The following is a 19102-nucleotide window of genomic DNA, read 5'->3' on the forward strand; positions in this document are numbered from 1 at the left end:
TGCTCGAGCGTCCTGTCGCGGAGATTCGCCCGGCGGAGCGTCGTGGCGACTCCGAGGTGCGCTTCGAGAGGGCCCGATGGGTTCGTGCGCTCTTTCTGCTCCCGAGCCGTGAGGGCGCCGCAGCGGGTGCGGCGCCCTCACGCATGCCCCGGGGGGTGCCGGGTCCCGGCCCGCGCGTGGCACACTGCCCGTGGACGAGGGGGTGAGCATGATCGTGACCGACATCGAGGACGCCTATCGCGAGTCCGGCGCGCTCGTGCACACGCTCGCGCTCAGGGCGCTCGGCTCCGTCGAGGAGGCCGAGGACGTGGTGAGGCGCGTGTTCGCCTCCGCGGCGGCCGGCGGCTCCCTCGAGCCTCGCGACCTCGTCAACGATGCGGTCGACCGGATCACGGGCGACCTCGAGCGGCGCGTGCGCGCCAAGCTCGCCGCCCTCGACGACGCCGCGCTCGGCACGGAGGGCGTGACCGACGAGCGTGCGGTCGTGGCCGAGGCCGACCGGATCCTGGTGCGCGCCGCTCTCGACCGGATCGACCCCGACGACCGCGAGCTCCTCGAGCGCGCGCTCGTCCACGGCGTGCCCCGCTACGAGCTCGCGATGGCCGCGGGGCTCCCCGAGGACGCGCTCGAGACGCGCCTGCGCGACGCGCTGCTCGCGCTGTGGCCCGGGCCCGTCCCGGGCGAGGGGCATGCGTCCGTCGAGGGGCTCGCCTCGCGCGCGCTCGGGATCCGGATCGCCGACGGCGGCCAGCAGCACATCGCCTCGTGCCGCGAATGCCGCGATGCCTGGCGCTCGCTCAACGACCTCGTCGGGTCGATCGCGCGCATGCCCGCCTCGGCACCCATGGTGGCGCCGCGCGCCGGCCTGTGGGACGAGGTGCGCGAGGCCGTCGACGCGGGCCCGCCCGAGCCCGAGCCGGACTGGCGGGACGAGGCACGGCGGGACGCGGCACGCGCGCACCGCCGCCGCACCCTGGTGATGAGCATCGCGCTCGTGGCCGCGAGCGTGGTCGCGGGGCTCGCGGTCGCGCTGTCGCAGGTGCTGGTCGAGCCCCGGGGCGACGCCGTCGCCCGCACTAGGCTCGAGGATCCCCGCGCGGGCGGGTCCGAGACCGGCACCGCACAGCTGCTCGCCGGTACCGATGGCGGCGAGGTCATCGTGGTCGACGGGCCGTACGCCGAGTATCCGGACGCCTACCTCGAGCTGTGGCTCATCCCGGTGCAGGGCGAGCCGATCGCGCTGGGCCAGCTCACGTCCGGCCACTACGAGGTCGCGCTGCCGCCCTCCGCCCCGACGGCCGTGGGTGCGACCGTCGAGATCAGCCGCGAGCCGTGGGACGGTGATGCGGGCCCGAGCGGCGACGTCATCGCCCGCGGCACCCTGCGCTGAGCCTCCCCTCCCGACGCTCCGCACGGATCCCGGCGCGACACGCCGCGGCGACCGGCGCATCGTCCCTCCGCGCGCGGCGTGTCGCCGCGAGATCCGTGGCGGCTGTCACGGCGCACTGTTCGCTGTGAGCGAAATTCGGGTCGGGCTGCATCTGGACGGCGTCCTCCGTCGGAAGTAGGAGGTGACGGCACGCCGCACCCCGGCGGCGGCCTCGACGGAAGGAGAAGGACATGCGTACCTCGATCCTCGCCGGCATCGCCGCCGGCACCCTGCTCGCGGCGGGCACCGCCGCCCCCGCGCTCGCGGTCGACGACGGGAAGGCCGAGCTCTCGGTGCTCCACGGCATCCCGGACCTCACCGTGGACGTCTACGTCGACGGTGCCCTCACCCTCGACGACTTCGCCCCGGGCGACCTCGCCGGGCCGCTCGACCTCGATCCCGGAACCTACGCGGTCGCGATCACCGCGTCCGACGCCGCCGACGACTCGGAGCCGGTGCTCGGGCCGATCGACCTGCCGCTCGAGGAGGGCATGAGCTACACCGCGATCGCGCATCTCGACGAGGCGGGCGACGCGACGGCGAACCTCTTCACCAACGACATCTCCGCGACCGCGTCCGGCGAGGGCCGCCTCACCGTCCGTCACGTCGCCGCCGCCCCTGCGGTCGACGTGTGGGCCGACGGCAGCGTGGTCTTCGACAACCTCGCCAACCCCGACGAGGTCATGGCGGACCTGCCCGTCGGCACCTACGCGGCGGCCGTGTCGCTCACCGGCGAGGAGGACCCGGTGCTCGGCCCCACCGACGTCGCGGTCGAGGAGGCCGTCAACACGATCGTCTACGCGTGGGGCTCCGCCGAGGACGGCAGCCTCGCGGTCGCGGCCCAGACCGTCGCGACCCACGCGGACATGCCGGCCGGCGTCAGCGCCGGCACCCAGGGCCTCGCGGCCGACGACGGAGGCGTGCCGGCCGGCGTGATCGTGGCCGGGGCGCTCGCGCTGGTCGCCGCGGCGGGCCTCGGCACCCGCGCGGCGCTCGCCCGCCGCTGACGTCCCCTCCGGGGGCGGGGCGCCCTCTCCCCCTGGCGGCCCCGCCCCCACCCACGACCCCGGAGCCCCTCATGCGACTCGCAGCCCTCGCGCTCGCCGCGCTCATGCCGCTCGGGCTCTCCGCGTGCAGCCCCGCCGGGGCGCAGACGGAGCCGACCCCGGCCGCGAGCGTCGCGCCCGCCGTCGCCGAGATCCCCGCGATCGCGGCGGGGCCGGTGGCGGGACAGATCCCCGTCCGTCGCGCCGACGTCGCCGACCTCGCCGCGGCGCCCCGGCCGTCGAGGCTGGTGGTCGACCGCCTCGGGATCGACGTGCGCGTGAGGGGCGTCGGCCTCGACGCGGACGGCTCGATGGAGCTGCCTTCGAGCGCCGAGGTCGCCGGCTGGTTCCGCGCGGCGGGCAACCCCGGCGGGGGCCTCCGCGGCGGTCGCAACGCGGTGATCGCGGCGCACGTGGACGATGCGGTGGTCGGGCTGGGACCCTTCGCCCGGCTACGGGAGGCACGGCCGGGAGACCGCCTCGAGGTGGTGCTCGACGATGGCGGCTCGGCCGTCTACCGGGTCGAACGCGTCGAGCAGACGGACAAGCGCGACGTCGACCTCGACGCCGTCTTCGCCTCGCCCGACGGCGCCCTGGTGCTCGTCACGTGTGGTGGACGCTGGGATGCCGATGTGCAACATTACGAGGACAACGTCCTCGTCTGGGCACTCCCGGAGGACGACTCGCGATGAGCGCAGGGACGGCGATGGTGGCGGAGACGGCGGAGCGGGACGATGCGCCCGACCGGTCGCTCGACCGCGACTTCGCCGCCGGCGTCGACGGGTCGCTCGAGCGGCTCTACCGGGAGTCCTCGGCGCTCGTCTACACGCTCGCGCTGCGGTCACTCGGCGACCGGGCCGAGGCCGAGGACGTGACCCAGCAGACATACGTGGCCGCCTGGCGCGGCAGGGCGCGCTTCGACCCCGAGCGCGGCACTGCGCGCGGCTGGGTGGTCGGCATCGCGAAGCGCACGATCGCGGACGCGCTGGAGTCCCGGTCGCGGGAGCGGCGCCGGCTCGAGGCCGTCCGCGACCTCCCGCCCGCGGGCGAGCCGGACCCGCTGGCGCGGGAGGCGGACAGGATCATGGTGCGGGGCGAGGTCGAGAGCCTCGGCCCGCCCCGCTCGACCATCGTGGCGCTCGCCTTCTTCGAAGGTCGCACCCACGAGCAGATCGCGACGGAGCTGCGCATGCCGCTCGGCACCGTCAAGAGCCACCTGCGGCGCTCGTTGATCGCGCTGCGACGAGGATTGGAGGCCGCCGATGCGTCACTGTGACGACGAGGTGCTGGCCGCGCTCGCGCTCGGCGAGCCGGTGGACGCCTCCGATGCCGCGCACGTGGCCGCGTGCGAGCGGTGCGCCCACGAGGTGGCCGAGCTGCGCGACCTCCAGGCGACGCTCGTCGACGCCGGACCCGCGGGTCCGCTGGTCGCTCCGCCGGACGGCGTGTGGGAGGCGATCGACACGCAGGTCCGCGCGGAGGACGATGCGGCGTCCGGCTCGGTCGTGCCGCTGACGGCCGGTCGCCGGCCGCGACGGGCCCCGGATCGCACCTTCGCCGGCTGGGTCGTCGGTGCGGCCGCGGCCGTCGGTGTGGCGATCGGGGGCGTCGGGGTCGCTCTCGCCCTCCGCGACACCGCCCCGGAGCAGTCGCTCGTGGCGCAGGCCGCGCTCGCCGACCTCGCGACGGAGGCGGACGCCGGCACCGCGCGCGTCGAGCGTCGGGACGACGGCACCGAGGTGCTCGTGGTCGACACCGCCTACGCGCCCACCGCCGACGGCGCGCTCGAGGTGTGGCTCATCGACCCGGACGTCGTCGGCATGGTGTCGCTCGGGTTCCTCACGGCCGACCACGGGGAGTTCGAGATCCCCGCGGGATACGACGTCACGGCCTTCCCCATCGTCGACATCTCCGTCGAGCCCGCGGATGGCGACCCGACGCACTCGGGCGACTCGATCACCAGGGGTGTCCTCGAGGGCTGACCCCGGCTACGGGCGCTGCGAGAAGCGCTCGAGCAGCTCGCCCTCGCCCGCGACCACCAGCAGGTCCTCGGGCCCGACCACGGTGTCCGGGGTCGCGTACTCGAACTCGTGGCCCGCGCTCTTCACGCCGATGACGTGGACGCCGTACGTGCCCTGGAGGTTGAGCTTGTCGAGGGTGAAGTGGTGCGTCTCCTTGGGCGCGCGCATCTTCACGACGGTGAAGCCGTCCTCGACCTCGATGTAGTCGAGCATGTTGCCGCCGACCGAGTGCGCGATGCGCGCGCCCGCCTCGGCCTCGGGCAGCACCACGTGGTGCGCGCCGATGCGCTCGAGGATGCGCTTGTGCTCGTTCGACGTGGCCTTGGCCCAGATCTCCGGCACGCCGACGTCGGCGAGGTTGCCGGTGATGAGCACCGACGCCTCGAGCGACGTGCCCACGCCGACCACCGCGGCGGCGAAGTCGGCGGCGCCGATCTGCTCGAGGGCGCGCGGGTCCGCGCCGTCGGCCTCGACGCAGGGGATGCGCTTGGACCAGCGCTCGACCACCGCGGGGTCGCGCTCGACACCCAGGACCTCGACGTCCATGTTGTCGAGCGTGTCCGCGATGGCCGAGCCGAAGCGGCCGAGCCCGAAGACCAGGACCCCCGCGCGGGACGAGTCGTTGCTAGCCAATGAGGGGCCTTTCTGACGGGTACCGGACAACCCGGCGCTGGCGGTTGAGCATGAGGGCCGAGGCGAGCGTGAGCGAGCCCACGCGGCCCAGGTACATCGTGATGATCAAGGTCATCTTCGCATCGGAGTCGAGGTCGCCGGTGATCCCTGTCGACAGTCCGCACGTCGCGTACGCGGACACCACCTCGTACAGGGACCGGTCGAGCGGGATGTCCGTCTGCCACATGAAGATGCCGGTGGTGACGATGACGACGAAGAGGCCCATGAGGGTGATCGAGACCGCGACGCGGAGCACCTCGGTGCCGATGCGCTTGCCGAAGGCCTCGATGTCGCGGCGGCCGCGCGCCTCGGCCCATGCCGCGAGCACGAGGACCGCGAGCGTGGTGACGCGGATGCCGCCCGCGGTCGATCCGGAGCCGCCGCCGACGAACATCAGCACGTCCTCGAGCAGCCAGGTCTGCTCGCGCGCGAGTCCCACGTCGAAGGATGCGAAGCCGCCCGAGCGCTGGTTGATCGACTGGAAGAACACGTTGCCGATCGTCTTGCCCGCGCTGTGGTCGCCCAGCGTGAGGGGGTTGGTCCACTCGAACACCGCGAGGAACGAGGCCGAGATGAACGCCAGCACGGTGACCGTGACGAGCGTGAGCTTGGTGTGGAGCGACCACTTGCGGGGGTTCCGCTCGCGCAGCAGGTTGAGGTAGACGGGGTAGCCCAGGCCGCCGATGAACACCCCCAGGCCGATCGGCACCAGCATCCACAGGTCGCCCGCGTAGGGGTACAGGCCCACCGGGTCGGGCGTGAATCCCGCGTTGTTGAACGCGGAGACGCCGTAGAAGAGCGAGTAGCCGAGCGACTTGGGCCAGCCGTAGTCGAGCGTGAGGAAGCGGGGGAGGAGGATCGCGGCGATGGTGAGCTCGACGGTGGTCGACACGATGACAACCGTGCGGAGCAGCGAGCCCAGGTCCCCTAGGCCGGCGGCGCGGGACTCGCCCGCCGCGAGGATGCGCTGCGTCAGGCCGAGCCTGCGCGACACCGCGAGGCCGGCCAGCGACGCGAGCGTCATGATCCCGAGGCCGCCGACCTTGATCGCGAGGCCGATGATCGTGAGGCCCCACGGCGACCAGAAAGTGCCGGTATCCACGGTCACGAGGCCGGTGACGCACACCGCGGAGGTCGAGGTGAAGAGCGCGTCGACGAACGGAGCGCGCTCGCCGCTGGTCGTCGCGGCGGGCAGCGACAGCAGGCCCGTGAAGAGCAGGATGGTGATGGCGAAGGCGCCGAGGGTGAGACGGGCCGGCGACTCGAGCGCGACGCGGTCGATCCATTCACCGAACGCGTCGCGAGCCGTGCGCAGGCTTGCCATCGATCTCCTCACCGCGGGACCTGTTCGCCCTGCTTGACGCCCCGCGCGCGAGCCTATCCCTCACCCCCATCATCGGCGCGTTCCCCACACTTCACAACCGTCACTTCAGCCCCTACAGTTGAAGGAGCATCGGGCCGATATACGCGCCAGATGCTACGAGAGGGACGAGACGACATGGCCGAATCACCGCGCACCACCTTCCTCACCGTCGCCGAGGTGGCCGACATGGTGAGGGTGTCGCGCATGACGGTGTACCGCTGGGTGCACTCGGGCGAGCTGCCCGCGGTGCGCTTCGGACGGTCGTTCCGCGTCCCCCAGCAGGCGGTCGAGCAGTTCATGGAGCAGGCCGCCCTCGCCGGTGGCTACATCGTCGAAGATGACGACAAGGGCACCGGCACGGTAGGCTAGGTCCTTGTCTGTCGCGTCCAGCGCGGCCTGGACGCCGGCGTGCTACGGCACGCCTCGCACTTTATGTCGGAGAACGAGGTAGGTTCCGTGGGTTCCATCATCAAGAAGCGCCGCAAGCGTATGTCGAAGAAGAAGCACCGCAAGCTGCTTCGCAAGACGCGCCACCAGCGCCGCAACAAGAAGTAAGCGCACCGCGCTTCGCACGCCCGTTCCGCCACCCGGCGGGGCGGGCGTTTCGCTTCCCCGGCGCATCGTCCCTGCTCCCGTCGGAACCGGCGTACGCCACCGCGCACGAGTCGCGCCACCAGGGACGATGCGCGGCGCACCCGGTCCCTTGCGCCGGTTGGGGCCCGGCGGGGACGGAGCCCGGCGGGGTCGGGGTCGGAGCCCGGCAGGGCCCGGCTAGGGGAGCGCCAACGCGTGCGCCCGCGCGGCCGTCGCCTCCAGCGCCCAGCGCTCCCCCTCCGCCGGGTACGCGCGGAAGGTGCGCGAGCCCTCCCGGTCGAACACCTCGACGATCGACCCGTCGACCCAGACCTCGGCGTCGTCCTCACCGCCGCACACCTCGCGGGGCGCGGCACCACCGCCCTCGCGTGCGACGGCGAGCGACCACGGTCCCTCGACCGCGGCCGTCCACGCCGTGAGGGCGATGCCTCGAGCCGGGTCGACCGGCTCGCCCACCAGCGCACGGAGCTCCGCGACGGGTCGCATCCTGGCGAGCCCCGTCTCGTCCAGCACCACCTCGCGGGGGAAGGTGAGCGTACCTGCCCAGCCCGCCGCGTCGACCGCGGCCTGCGGGCGCGCCTCGTCGCTCCAGCCGATCGCGAGCACGCGCCCGTCCACCGCGAGCAGCTGCGGCGCGTAGAAATCCGGCCCGCCGTCGAAGGGGACCGCGGCGGCGGGGGTGAAGGCGGGAGCGCCTCCCGCGTCGGCGAGATCGCCCGTGAAGGCGAAGGTGCCGCGCGCCGAGTGGTCGAGCAGAAGCCACGACACGACCAGCACCCAGCGCCCGCCGATCGCGACCAGCTGCGGGCACTCCCAGACGTCGCCGACGCGCGGCAGATGGTCGGGGACGTCGTCGGCGCGCAGCAGGGTGCCCAGCGGGACCCAGGCGTCGAGGTCGGCCGCGTCCCACAGGAGGACCGCGCCGCGGTCGTCGAGGCGTGAGCCCTGGAGCGCGTAGCGCCGGCCCCGCCAGCTGAAGACGAACGGGTCGCGGACGTCCTTGATGCGGGGATCGGCGGGGTGGGCAAGCGTCATGGCGTCGGGTGGGGCCCAGGTGCCGTCGTCGCGCGCGGTCGCGATCGCGACGCCGACCTCTGCCGGTCCCGCCGGCGTGGCGCTGTAGACCAGGCGGGGCGGGCCGGCGCCGTCCGCGACCGCGACCCCCGACCAGCATCCACCCGCATCGATGGAGCCCTCCCGCGGCACCAGCGCGGGCGCGTGCTCGGTCCATGACACGAGGTCGGGGGAGCTGACGTGGGCCCAGTGGATGTCCCCCCAGCGCGGCGCGTGGGGGTTCCACTGCATCATCACGTGCCAGCGGCCGTCCCACCGGCCGAGGCCGTTCGGGTCGTTGACCCAGCCCGTCGCGGGACGCGGGTGGAGGCGGGGGAAGGCGTCCATGACCCCATCCTGGCGCGGGCGGGGTCGGGTCCGCAGGGTCGAGCGCCGGCAGCGGCGCGCGGCACGATGCGCTCAGGCCTCGCGCGCGCCCTCCGACTCGCGGCGGGGCCTGCCGAGCAGCGTGCGCAGCGCCGCCTTGACGCCGCGTGTCACCTGGATCGTGACCCACGCGGCGCCCGTGACCGACGACTTCACGATGCCGCGGCGGCCGCTCTTGCGGCGCTTGCGGAACTCGCGCACCTGCCAGCCGCGCTCCTTGGCGAGCCGGCGCATCCGCGGATCCGGGTTGATGGTGCACGGGTGGCCGACCACCTCGAGCATCGCCGCGTCGTTGACCGAGTCGCCGTACGCGTGGCTCGCGGCGAGGTCGACGCCGCGCTCGGCGGCGAGCGCCCGCACCGCCGTGGCCTTGGCCGGGCCGTGGAGGAAGTCGCTCTCGAGCCGGCCGGTGTAGTGGCCGTCGCGGTGCTCCGCGACGGTGCCCAGCGCGCCGGTCGCGCCGATGCGCCGCGCGATCAGGCGCCCGACCTCGATGGGGGAGGCCGTGACGAACCACACCTCGTCGCCACGCTCGAGGTGCTCGTCGATGATCGCCTTGGTGCCGGGGTAGACGCGGCTGGCGAGCAGCTCGTCGTAGACCTCTTCGGCGACCGCGGTCATCTCCGCCACGGACCACCCCTTGATGATGCCCAGGCCCTGCTCGCGGATCCGGTCCATCTGGTCCTTCGTCTCGCCGAAGAGGACGTAGGTGGCCTGCTCGTACCCGAGCTTGAGGATGTCGCGGAGGTTGAAGTAGTCGCGCTGCCACAGGCCGCGCGCGATGTGGAACGAGCTCGCGCCCCGGATGACCGTGTTATCGACGTCGAAGAACGCGGCGACCCGTGCGGGGGCGTGCTCGGCGTCCGTGGTCACCGCTCAACTGTACCGAGATGCGCAAGCATCCCCCGTGCCTATCCTGGGAGCATGCCCGCCCGCGTCATGCTCTACACCCGCGTCGGCTGCCACCTCTGCGAGGACGCCCGCGACGTGGTCGCCGCGGCCTGCGCCGCGCTCGAGCAGGACTGGGAGGAGGTCGACATCGACGCCGATCCGGAGCTGCGCGCGCGTTACGGCGACGAGATCCCCGTGGCGACCGTCGACGGCGAGACCGTCGGGTTCTGGCGCATCGACCCCGAGAGGCTGCGCGGAGCCCTCTCGTAACCGGGTGACAATAGGACCCATGTCCCGCGTGCACGTCCTTCGCCACGGCCATGTCCACAACCCCGACGGGGTGCTGTACGGCCGCCTTCCCGAGTTCCGCCTGTCCGATGCGGGGCAGCAGATGGCGCAGGCCGTCGCGGACCACCTCGTGGGCTCCGGGGCGAAGGTGGGCCGCGTGGTCGCGTCGCCGCTGCTGCGCGCCCAGCAGACCGCCGCGCCCGTCGCCGCCGCGTACGGCCTCGACATCGCGACGGACGAGCGGATCATCGAGGCCGACAACGCCTTCGCCGGCGGCCCGACCCCCACCCCGCTCACCCTCGCCCACCCGCGGAACTGGTGGCTGCTGCGCAACCCCTTCCGCCCGTCGTGGGGCGAGCCCTACAAGGAGCAGGCGGCGCGCATGCACGCCGCGATCGTCGACGCCGCCGCCGCGAACCCCGGCTCCGAGACCGTCATGGTGAGCCACCAGCTGCCGATCTGGGTCGCGCGCTGCGCAGCCGAGGGCCGCTCGTTCGTCCACGACCCGCGCTCGCGCGAGTGCGCGCTGGCGTCGCTCACGAGCTTCGACGTCGACGGCGACCGCGTCTCCTTCGTCGGCTACAGCGCGCCTGCCGCCCACATCGAGGCGCCCAGGTGAGGCCCGCCGCCCGCATCGCGATCCTTGCCGCGATCGTCCTCGCCATCGTCCTCACCGTCGTCGGCTGCGCGCCCGGCGACGCCGCCCAGTCGCCCGGCTACGTCTCGGGCGACGGCACGGTGACGGTGTTCGACGACGGCGTCGAGGTCGCCCTCGCGGGCACGTCCTTCCAGGGCGACGCCGTCGACGTGGCCGACTACCGCGGCCAGGTGGTGCTCATCAACGTCTGGTACGCCTCGTGCCCGCCGTGCCGCGCGGAGGCTCCCGACATCGCTGCGCTGGACGCGCGAGACGACGTCCAGGTGATCGGCGTCAACGGCCGCGACGATGCGCCCACCGTCGAGGCCTTCGACCGCACCTTCGGCATCGCGTACCCGTCGATCGACGACACCGACGGCGCCGCCACCGCCACGCTCCAGGGCATCGTCGCGATGAACGCGGTGCCCACCACCCTGGTGGTCGACCCCGAGGGCGCGCTGTACGCCCGGATCATCGGCACCGCGGACCCCTCGACCCTGCGGTCGCTGGTCGACGAGGCCGCCGGGGCGGCCGCGTGATCGCGCTCGCCGCGGACGCCTCGTTCGCCGGCATCGCGCTGAGCGGCTCGATGCTGCTCGCCGTGCCCGTCGCGATCCTCGCGGGCCTCGTGAGCTTCGCCTCCCCGTGCGTGGTGCCGCTGGTGCCCGGGTACCTCGGCTACGTGTCCGGCATGGCGGGCGCCGGCGGCACGGGCAAGGCGTCCAAGCCCAGGCTGGTGGTCGGCGCGCTGCTGTTCGTCCTCGGCTTCTCCGCGGTGTTCATCACGTTCGGCTTCCTCGCGTCCTCGCTGGGCGCGGTGCTGGCCCCGTACCTCTCGCTCATCACGCGGCTGCTCGGCGTCGTGATCATCCTGCTCGGCTTCGCCTTCATGGGCGCGCTGCCCTTCCTGCAGACCGAGAAGCGCCTCCACGTCAGCCCCACCGCGGGCCTCGCGGGCGCCCCGATCCTGGGCGTGGCGTTCGGGCTCGGCTGGACCCCGTGCATCGGCCCGACGCTCGGCGCGGTCTACGCGCTCGGCCTGTCGGAGGCGACGCAGGGCCGCGGCGTCGCGCTCGCCGTCGCCTACTGCATCGGGCTGGGCCTGCCCTTCATCCTGCTCGCGGCCCTGTTCGAGCGTTCCGGCAAGGTGCTCGGCTGGCTGCGCCGCCACCGGCTCGCGCTCATGCGCGTCGGCGGCGCGCTGCTCATCGTGCTCGGCGTGCTGCTCGTCACCGGGCTGTGGGACAGCCTCACCGCGCAGCTCCAGGGCTGGATCGACTCGTTCTGGGTCGCCGTCTGATGGCCCGCGTCAAGCTCGACAACTACGTGGTGCCCGCCGCGCCGCGCCTGGGGTTCACGGGCTGGCTGCGGTGGATCTGGCGCCAGGTCACGTCGATGCGCGTCGCGCTCATCCTGCTGCTCCTGCTCGCGCTCGCGTCCATCCCGGGCTCGGTGCTGCCGCAGTGGCCCCAGGACGCCGCGGCGACCCGCCAGTTCGTCGCCGACAACGCCTTCTGGGGCCCCGTCCTCGACGCCACCGGCTTCCTCGACGTCTTCGGCTCGGCGTGGTTCACGGCGATCTACCTGCTGCTGTTCGCATCGCTCATCGGCTGCATCACGCCGCGCGCGATCCACCACTACCGCGAGCTGCGCCGCCCGGTCGCGGCCACGCCGCGCTCCCTCGCGCGCTACGACGGCACGGGTCCCGAGCACATCGATGCCACGCCGGACGATGCGGTCGCGGCCGCCCGCGCGGTGCTGCGACCGCGCGCGGGCTGGCTGGGCGCCGTCCGCGGCTACCGCGTGCGCGTCGACCGCCGCGACGACGGCGCGATCGCGCTCGCGGCGGAGACCGGCCACGTGCGCGAGCTCGGCAACCTCGTGTTCCACGCGTCGCTCGTGCTCGTGCTCGTCGCCGTCGCCTACGGCACGCTGTTCACCTACCGCGGTCAGGCGATCGTGGTCGAGGGGCGCTCCTTCACGAACGCCGTCGCGGCGTACGACACGTTCTCCTCGGGCAGCCTCTTCGACGCCTCCGACCTCGACCCGTTCACGCTGCGGCTCGACTCGCTCGACGCATCGTTCTCCGACACGGGGCGCCCGCTGCACTTCCAGGCGAACGTCGCGTTCACCGAGCCCGGCGAGGCGCCGGTCGCGGAGACCATCGCCGTCAACCACCCGCTCGAGTCCGGCGACGCGAAGATCTACCTCCAGGGCAACGGCTACGCGCCCGTCCTCACCGTCCGCGACGCCGCGGGCGAGGTGGCGTTCTCGGGGCCCGTCGTGTTCCTCGCGCAGGATGCCGCCTACACCTCGACCGGCGTCGTCAAGGTGCCGGACGTCACCACGGGCGAGCAACTCGGCTTCAAGGCGACGCTGTACCCGAGCTTCGTCGAGGGCCCCTTCGCGGTCGGCTCGGTGCACCCCGACCCCGCGAACCCGGTCATCGAGATGACCGCGTACACGGGCGACCTCGGCCTCGACGCCGGCGTGCCGCAGAACGTCTACACGCTCGACGAGTCCCAGCTCAGCCCCGTCCAGGACGACGAGGGCCTGCCCGTGACGCTGCGCCTCGCGCTCGGGGAGACGGTCGAGCTGCCCGACGGCCTCGGCTCCGTGACGTTCGAGGAGCTGCCGCGCTACGGCGCCTTCGACCTCCGCGCGGACCCGTCGCTGCCGTTCCTCCTCGTCGCCGCGATGCTGACGCTCGCGGGCCTCGCGACGTCGCTGTTCGCCTCCCGCCGCAAGGTGTGGGTGGTCGCGCGTGCGGAGGACGGAACTACAGTGGTCACCGGCGCCGCGTATGCGCCGGCGCACGATGCGGGCGTCGGGGTGGTCCTCGAGCGCGCCATGGCCGCCGCGGCGGGCCGCGATCCGGCCCCCGAGGCGGGGGAGAGAGAGCAGCCATGAATCCGACCGACCTCAGCGTGATGGCGCTGGGCGGCGCGACCGTCCTCTACGCGATCGCGATGGTCGCCTACGCGATCCGCCTGGCCCGCGTGGCCGACGAGAAGGTGGCCGCCAGGGCCGCCGCAGCCGTGCCCGTGGGCGCCGGCGGGCCCGCGACGCCGTCGACGTCCGGCGGCGAGGCGCCCGCCGCATCGTCCCGTGGCGCGCGCTCCGCGAAGGCCGCGGGCATCGCCCGCTCGAGCACGCTCGTCGGCGCGGTCCTCCACGGCGTGGGCCTGGCCGCGCGCGGCATCGACGCCGGCCACGTGCCGTGGTCGAACATGTACGAGTACACGATCTCGGGCTCGTTCTTCGCGGTGGTCGCGTTCCTCGTCCTGCAGCGCCGGCGCGACGTCGCGTACCTCGGCGCAGGCGTCACGGGCATGGCGACCATCTCGCTCGGCCTCGCGCTCACCGTCCTCTACAAGGACGTCGACACGCTGCCGCCCGCGCTGCAGAGCTACTGGCTGATCATCCACGTGTCGATCGCCACCATCGTCACCGGCATCTTCGCGGTCTCGTTCGTGGTGAGCGCGCTGCAGCTCATGCGCGACTCGCGCGACGGAGGCTCGCGCTGGACCGGCGACCGGATGCGCTGGCTCGACGCGGTGCCCGCCGCATCGTCCCTCGAGGCGCTGTCCTTCCGGCTCAACGCCGTCGGCTTCGTGCTGTGGACGTTCACGGTGATGGCCGGCGCGATCTGGGCCGAGCACGCGTGGGGCCGCTACTGGGGCTGGGACCCCAAGGAGGTCTGGTCCTTCGTCATCTGGGTGCTCTACGCCGCGTACCTCCACGCGCGCACCACCCAGGGCTGGGCCGGCCGCCGCAGCGCGTGGCTCGCGATCGCCGGCTTCACCGCGCTCATCATGAACTTCACCGTGGTCAACCTGTTCTTCCAGGGCCTTCACACGTATGCGGGGTCCTGAGTGAGGATCGCGCTGGTCCTGGACGACAGCATCGACCGGACCGACGGGGTCCAGCAGTACGTCCTCACGCTGGGCGCGTACCTGTCCCGCGAGGGCCACGAGGTGCATTACCTCAGCTCGTCCGCCGAGCGCACCGACGTGACCGTCCACTCGCTCGCGCGCAACGTCGGCGTGACGTTCAACGGCAACGGGCTGCGCGTCCCGCTGCCCGCGTCGCGCGCCGGGATCCGTGCGGTGCTCGAGCGCGAGCGCTACGACGTCATCCACGTCCAGACGCCGCACTCGCCGCTGTTCGCCGCGCGCGTGGTGGACGAGGCGCGGAGGCTCTTCGGGGACGCCGTGCGCATCGTCGGCACCTTCCACATCCTTCCCGACGGCAAGGTGTCCTCGTGGGGGACGCACCTGCTCGGGCGGGTGCTGCGGCGCAACCTGCGCAGGTTCGACGCGTTCTGCGCGGTGTCCGAGCCGGCGCGCGAGTTCGCCGCGTCCGCGTTCGGGATCTCGGCGCGGGTGATCCCGTGCCCCGTCGACGTCGCGGGCTTCGCGGCTTCCGCCGCCGCGGCCGAGCGGGTGCCGGGTGCGGACGGCCGGCTGGTCGTCGCGTTCCTCGGCCGGCTCGTCGAGCGCAAGGGCGTGCTCGAGCTTGTGCATGCGCTGGATGCGCTGCCCGTCGAGGTGCAGGACCGGATCGACGTGCGCATCGGCGGCAAGGGGCCGCTGCTGGGCGCGCTCGAGGCCGCGATCGAGGTGAGCGCGCTGGCGCGGGTGTCGCTGCCCGGCTTCGTCGCCGAGCAGGACAAGGCCGCGTTCTACGCCGACGCGGACATCGCGGTGTTCCCCGCGACCGGCGGCGAGAGCTTCGGGATCGTGCTGGTCGAGGCGATGGCGTCGCAGGCCGGGCGCGGCTCGGGCATGGTGCTCGCGGGTGCGAACCCCGGCTACCTCTCGGTGATCGGGGACGATGCGCGGGTCTCCGTCGACGCGCGCGACGCCGAGGGCTTCGCGGCGGCGCTCCGGCGGCTCATCGAGGACGCCGATCTGCGTGCCGAGCTGCACGCGGAGCAGGCCTCCCGGGTCGCGCGCTTCGACGTCGAGACGGTCGGAGCCCAGGTGCTGGAGCTGTACGGCCCCTCCGCTTCCCGATGAGGGTCTGGACGGGATTCCCGATGGGATTCCCCATGACACGTGTGGCTGGTGTGACTCGGCCCGCGTGCGGGCCTGTCACATCCTTCACTCTTGTCATTGGGAATCGCTGAGGGGTCAGCGGGGCGGGGCCGTCGAGCCTCTCACGATGAGCGACGTGTCCATCCGCACGTGCTGCTCGCACTCCTCCCCGCGCACCAGCAGGAGCAGCATCTCCATCGCCTCGGCGCCCATCGCCTGGAGCGGCTGGCGGACCGTGGTGAGCGGCACCTCCGCGCCGGCCGCCTCGGGGATGTCGTCGAAGCCCACGATCGACAGCTCGTGCGGCACCGGCACCCCCATGTCGGCGGCGACGTCCATGACCGCGAGGGCAGTGGTGTCGTTCGCCGCGAAGATCGCGGTGGGCGCGTCCGGGAGGCCGAGCATCGACTCGGCGGCGGCGGCCGCGAGCTCGGGCTCGTAGCTCGTCTCCACGACTAGGTCCTCGTCGACCTCGACGCCGGCGGCCTCCATCGCGTCGCGGAAGCCGTCCTCGCGGCGGCGCCCCGAGTCGAGGTCGCGGCGCCCGCCCAGGAAGCCGATGCGGCGGTGGCCGAGGCCCAGCAGGTGGTCCGTCGCGGCCCGCGCGCCGCCGTAGTTGTCGGAGTCGACGGTCGGGAGCGGCGACGGGCCGTAGTGCGGGTCGATCGCGACCACGGGCACGCCGGTCTCCGTGTTGAGGACCGTGGGCGTGACGAGGATCGCGCCGTCGATGAGGGTGCCCGCGAGCCGCGCGAGCGAGCGCCGCTCCCAGCCGTGGCCGTGGCCCCCCGAGTGGGCGAGCAGCTCGTAGCCGCTGCCCTCGGCCCCGGTCCAGGCGCCCTTCATGAGCTCCGCGGAGAAGGGCTCGAAGCCGGCCACGAGGATGCCGAGCACGTTGGTGCGCTGGCCGCGCAGCGCTGCGGCCGACAGGTTGCCCGCGTAGCCGAGCTCGTCGATGACGCGCTGGACCTTGGCGATCGTGTCCTTCGAGACCCCGTAGCGGCCGTTCACCACCTTGGACACGGTCGCCACCGAGACGCCCGCCCTGCGGGCCACGTCGGCGAGCTTGACGCGGGCGACCGGTTCCATGCCTCGCATGCTAGCGGGCCTCGCGCGTCGCCGGGCGTCCTCGGGCGGCCGTCCGCCACCCCGTTGCGAAAACGTTATCGATAACGTTTGACGAACGTGGCGGACCGGTGCCAGACTCGCCACTGTTCGGCCTGAGTCAATGGAGACGAAAGGGGACATCATGGCGAACATGCGACGAGCCGCTGCGGGAGCGGCGATCGCGGCATCCATGGCGCTGCTGGCGGCGTGCAGCTCGACCGAGGCGGGGGAGGACGGCAGCTCTGCCGACGCCACCGACGGCGGTTCGGGCGACGCCCCTGTCACCCTCACGTGGTGGCACAACGGAGTGGCGGGCGACACCGGCGAGAACTCGCTCGGTGACTACTGGGACACGGTCGCGGCCGACTACATGGCGGACCACCCCAACGTGACGATCGAGATCGAGCAGATCCAGAACGAGGACCTCCAGCGCACGCGCATCCCCACCGCGCTGCAGTCGGGCGACGCGCCCGACCTGTTCCAGCAGTGGGGCGGCGGCGAGATGGCGGCGCAGGCGGAGGCCGGCTACCTCATGGACCTGTCCGACACCCTGTCCGCGGACATCGACCGCCTCGGCGGCGGCGTCGCCCCGTGGCAGGTCGAGGGCGTCACCTACGGCCTGCCGTTCCAGTTCGCGGTCGAGGGCATCTGGTACCGCCCCTCGCTCTTCGAGGAGGCCGGCATCACCGAGGAGCCCACCACCATGGCGGAGCTCGGCGACGCCGTCGAGAAGCTCAAGGACGCCGGCATCGTGCCGATCGCCGTGGGCGCCTCGGACGGCTGGCCCGCCGCGCACTGGTGGTACAACTTCGCACTGCGCTCCTGCGCGCAGGACGTGGTCGCGAGCGCCGGCACCGGCCTCGACTTCTCGGACCCGTGCTGGCTCGACGCCGGCACCCAGCTCGAGGACTTCCTCGGCACCGAGCCGTTCCAGCCCCAGTTCACGTCGACCGTCGCCCAGACCGGCGCGACCTCGTCGGCGGGCATGGTGGCCAACGGCAAGGCCGCCATGGAGCTCATGGGCCAGTGGAACTACTTCGTGTACGAGGGCTTCACCGACGGCTCGGACGAGGCGATCGCGGCGCTGCACGACGACCTCGACTGGTTCCCGATGCCCGCCACCGACGGCGGCTCCGGCGACCCGTCCGCGGCGATGGGCGGCGGCGACGGCTTCTCCTGCTACGTGGACGCCCCGGCGGAGTGCGCGGACTTCCTCGCGTACATCGTCAGCGACGACGTCCAGCGCGGCTACGCGGAGGCCGTGGGCGGCCTGCCGGTGGCCCCGGCGGCGGCGGACGCGGTCACCGACCCGGTCCTCCAGGAGATCGCGCAGACCACCTCGAGCGCGGCGTACGTCCAGCTCTGGATGGACACCCTGCTCGGCCCGAACGTGGGCGGCGCCATGAACGACGGCATCGTCAACATCTTCAACGGCACGGGCGACGCCCAGGGTGTCGTCGACATGATGACCGCGGCCGCGGCCACCTCCTGACACCGATCCCTGCGACAAGAAAGCGAGGCTCCCTGGTGACCGCACTGGAGGCCTCGGGTCGCAGCGCGGCCCCCGCCGTCGACACCACGTCGGCGGCGGGGTCCCGCCCGGTGACCCCTGCAACCGAGCACACCCGCCGGGCGACGGCACGCAAGTGGGCGGAGATCGCCCTCTTCGTGGGCCCGGCGATGGCGCTCTTCCTCACCTTCGTCGTCTACCCGGTCGTCTCGGCGGCCCGGTTCAGCCTCTACAAGTGGAACGGCGTCTCGCAGTTCTCCGACGCCGAGTTCATCGGCCTCGAGAACTACGCGCGGGCGCTCTTCGGCGGCACCGACCCCGCCACCCAGCAGGCCTTCACCACGGCCTACTCCCAGCCCTTCTGGGAGGCCCTCAGCCACAACTTCGCGATCATCTTCCTGTCGATGGCGGTCCAGCTGCCCATCGCGCTGGCGGTCGCGCTCACCCTCAACCGCCGCTTCCGCGGCCGCGCCTTCACGCGGGTGGTGATCTTCGCCCCCTACGTGCTGAGCGAGGTCATCGCCGGAACCATGTGGCTCATCATCTTCGACCCCAACGGCATCGCGACCGAGCTCATGCGGGCCATCGGCCTCGACATGCCGGCGGGCGGCTGGTTCGAGGACCCCACGTGGGGCTTCTGGACCGTGTTCTTCATCATCACGTGGAAGTACGTGGGGCTCGCCATCATCCTGTTCCTCGCCGGCCTGTCCGGCGTGAGCGAGGACCTCCAGGAGGCCGCCGCGATCGACGGCGCCAGCTGGTGGCAGATCCAGTGGCGCATCAACATCCCGCTCATCGGGCCCACCATCCGCATCTGGGCGTTCCTGTCGATCATCGGCTCGATCCAGCTGTTCGACATGGTGTGGGTGCTCAACCGCGGCGGGACCGCCGGCCAGTACTCCACGATCGCCAGCTACATGATGGAGATCGGCTTCTTCCGGGCGGACTGGGGCTACGGCTCCGCGATCGCCGTGATCATGTTCCTCCTGTCGTTCGTCATCGCGCTCGCCTACATGGCGACCATCCTGCGCCGCGACAACGCCCACCCCCGAAAGGCCAGGTGAC

Annotated in this window: 21 protein-coding genes; 16 read left to right on the top strand and 5 right to left on the bottom strand. The window is 72.9% G+C overall.

Annotated elements, in window-relative coordinates:
• The first annotated feature begins 208 nt into the window (after nt 1-208).
• From QQX09_RS05575 to QQX09_RS05595, 5 genes are all read left to right on the top strand, one after another.
• A complete protein-coding gene (locus QQX09_RS05575) occupies nt 209-1390 on the top strand; it encodes an anti-sigma factor domain-containing protein (protein ID WP_301131767.1) in 1182 nt (393 codons plus the stop codon).
• A gap of 230 nt (nt 1391-1620) precedes the next feature.
• A complete protein-coding gene (locus QQX09_RS05580) occupies nt 1621-2436 on the top strand; it encodes a DUF4397 domain-containing protein (RefSeq protein ID WP_301131768.1) in 816 nt (271 codons plus the stop codon).
• 71 nt (nt 2437-2507) lie between these two features.
• On the top strand, nt 2508-3167 hold the full coding sequence (locus QQX09_RS05585) for a class F sortase (protein ID WP_301131769.1): 660 nt from the start codon (nt 2508-2510) through the stop codon (nt 3165-3167).
• Entirely contained in the window at nt 3164-3751 is a 588-nt protein-coding gene (locus QQX09_RS05590) for an RNA polymerase sigma factor (RefSeq protein WP_301131770.1), read from the top strand. Before QQX09_RS05585 ends, QQX09_RS05590 begins: the two co-directional genes overlap by 4 nt.
• A complete protein-coding gene (locus QQX09_RS05595; RefSeq protein ID WP_301131771.1) occupies nt 3738-4457 on the top strand; it encodes an anti-sigma factor in 720 nt (239 codons plus the stop codon). Before QQX09_RS05590 ends, QQX09_RS05595 begins: the two co-directional genes overlap by 14 nt.
• 6 nt (nt 4458-4463) lie before the next feature.
• Here QQX09_RS05595 and QQX09_RS05600 read toward each other — a convergent pair whose 3' ends face one another.
• Together QQX09_RS05600 and QQX09_RS05605 are read right to left on the bottom strand one after the other, a co-directional pair.
• Complete coding sequence (locus QQX09_RS05600) at nt 4464-5129, bottom strand: potassium channel family protein (protein ID WP_301131772.1); 666 nt, start codon at nt 5127-5129, stop codon at nt 4464-4466.
• The gene (locus QQX09_RS05605) at nt 5122-6492 is read right to left on the bottom strand and encodes a TrkH family potassium uptake protein (protein WP_301131773.1); all 1371 of its coding nucleotides are present in this window, start codon (nt 6490-6492) and stop codon (nt 5122-5124) included. Before QQX09_RS05605 ends, QQX09_RS05600 begins: the two co-directional genes overlap by 8 nt.
• A 174-nt stretch (nt 6493-6666) precedes the next feature.
• Here QQX09_RS05605 and QQX09_RS05610 point away from each other — a divergent pair, with 174 nt between their 5' ends.
• Both QQX09_RS05610 and QQX09_RS05615 read left to right on the top strand, forming a co-directional pair.
• Nucleotides 6667-6900: a helix-turn-helix domain-containing protein gene (locus QQX09_RS05610; protein ID WP_301131774.1), complete on the top strand. Its 234-nt coding sequence runs from the start codon at nt 6667-6669 to the stop codon at nt 6898-6900.
• Nucleotides 6901-6987: 87 nt separating this feature from the next.
• Nucleotides 6988-7086 (top strand): 30S ribosomal protein bS22, encoded by a 99-nt coding sequence (locus tag QQX09_RS05615; protein WP_074789180.1) that lies wholly within the window; start codon nt 6988-6990, stop codon nt 7084-7086.
• 216 nt (nt 7087-7302) lie between these two features.
• Here QQX09_RS05615 and QQX09_RS05620 read toward each other — a convergent pair whose 3' ends face one another.
• Together QQX09_RS05620 and QQX09_RS05625 are read right to left on the bottom strand one after the other, a co-directional pair.
• Nucleotides 7303-8526 carry a glycoside hydrolase family 32 protein gene (locus QQX09_RS05620; RefSeq protein WP_301131775.1) on the bottom strand — a complete coding sequence of 408 codons (1224 nt, stop codon included), beginning with the start codon at nt 8524-8526 and terminating at the stop codon, nt 7303-7305.
• 72 nt (nt 8527-8598) lie between these two features.
• Nucleotides 8599-9438, bottom strand: a complete 840-nt coding sequence (locus QQX09_RS05625) for an HAD family hydrolase (RefSeq protein WP_301131776.1) — start codon at nt 9436-9438, stop codon at nt 8599-8601.
• Nucleotides 9439-9489: 51 nt separating this feature from the next.
• Between QQX09_RS05625 and QQX09_RS05630 the strand changes: the two genes are divergently transcribed.
• The 7 genes from QQX09_RS05630 to QQX09_RS05660 are packed head-to-tail and all read left to right on the top strand — an operon-like array spanning nt 9490 to nt 15402.
• Nucleotides 9490-9726, top strand: coding sequence for a glutaredoxin family protein (locus QQX09_RS05630; RefSeq protein ID WP_301131777.1), 237 nt, complete (start codon nt 9490-9492; stop codon nt 9724-9726).
• 19 nt (nt 9727-9745) lie between these two features.
• Complete coding sequence (locus QQX09_RS05635) at nt 9746-10363, top strand: histidine phosphatase family protein (protein ID WP_301131778.1); 618 nt, start codon at nt 9746-9748, stop codon at nt 10361-10363.
• On the top strand, nt 10360-10920 hold the full coding sequence (locus QQX09_RS05640) for a TlpA family protein disulfide reductase (protein ID WP_301131779.1): 561 nt from the start codon (nt 10360-10362) through the stop codon (nt 10918-10920). Before QQX09_RS05635 ends, QQX09_RS05640 begins: the two co-directional genes overlap by 4 nt.
• 50 nt (nt 10921-10970) lie before the next feature.
• Nucleotides 10971-11681 (top strand): cytochrome c biogenesis CcdA family protein, encoded by a 711-nt coding sequence (locus tag QQX09_RS05645; RefSeq protein WP_301131863.1) that lies wholly within the window; start codon nt 10971-10973, stop codon nt 11679-11681.
• Nucleotides 11681-13291, top strand: coding sequence for a cytochrome c biogenesis protein ResB (gene resB / locus QQX09_RS05650; protein WP_301131780.1), 1611 nt, complete (start codon nt 11681-11683; stop codon nt 13289-13291). Before QQX09_RS05645 ends, resB begins: the two co-directional genes overlap by 1 nt.
• A complete protein-coding gene (ccsB, locus tag QQX09_RS05655; protein WP_301131781.1) occupies nt 13288-14256 on the top strand; it encodes a c-type cytochrome biogenesis protein CcsB in 969 nt (322 codons plus the stop codon). Before resB ends, ccsB begins: the two co-directional genes overlap by 4 nt.
• The gene (locus QQX09_RS05660) at nt 14257-15402 is read left to right on the top strand and encodes a glycosyltransferase family 4 protein (protein WP_301131782.1); all 1146 of its coding nucleotides are present in this window, start codon (nt 14257-14259) and stop codon (nt 15400-15402) included. It begins immediately after the preceding gene.
• 114 nt (nt 15403-15516) lie between these two features.
• Here QQX09_RS05660 and QQX09_RS05665 read toward each other — a convergent pair whose 3' ends face one another.
• Nucleotides 15517-16509 carry a LacI family DNA-binding transcriptional regulator gene (locus QQX09_RS05665; protein WP_301131783.1) on the bottom strand — a complete coding sequence of 331 codons (993 nt, stop codon included), beginning with the start codon at nt 16507-16509 and terminating at the stop codon, nt 15517-15519.
• Nucleotides 16510-16678: 169 nt separating this feature from the next.
• Between QQX09_RS05665 and QQX09_RS05670 the strand changes: the two genes are divergently transcribed.
• On the top strand, nt 16679-18019 hold the full coding sequence (locus tag QQX09_RS05670) for an ABC transporter substrate-binding protein (protein WP_301131784.1): 1341 nt from the start codon (nt 16679-16681) through the stop codon (nt 18017-18019).
• 35 nt (nt 18020-18054) lie between these two features.
• Complete coding sequence (locus tag QQX09_RS05675; protein ID WP_301131785.1) at nt 18055-19101, top strand: carbohydrate ABC transporter permease; 1047 nt, start codon at nt 18055-18057, stop codon at nt 19099-19101.
• Nucleotide 19102: the final 1 nt, after the last annotated feature.

It is taken from the genome of Demequina litoralis (assembly GCF_030418455.1).
In the GTDB taxonomy this organism is placed as follows: Bacteria; Actinomycetota; Actinomycetes; order Actinomycetales; family Demequinaceae; genus Demequina; species Demequina litoralis.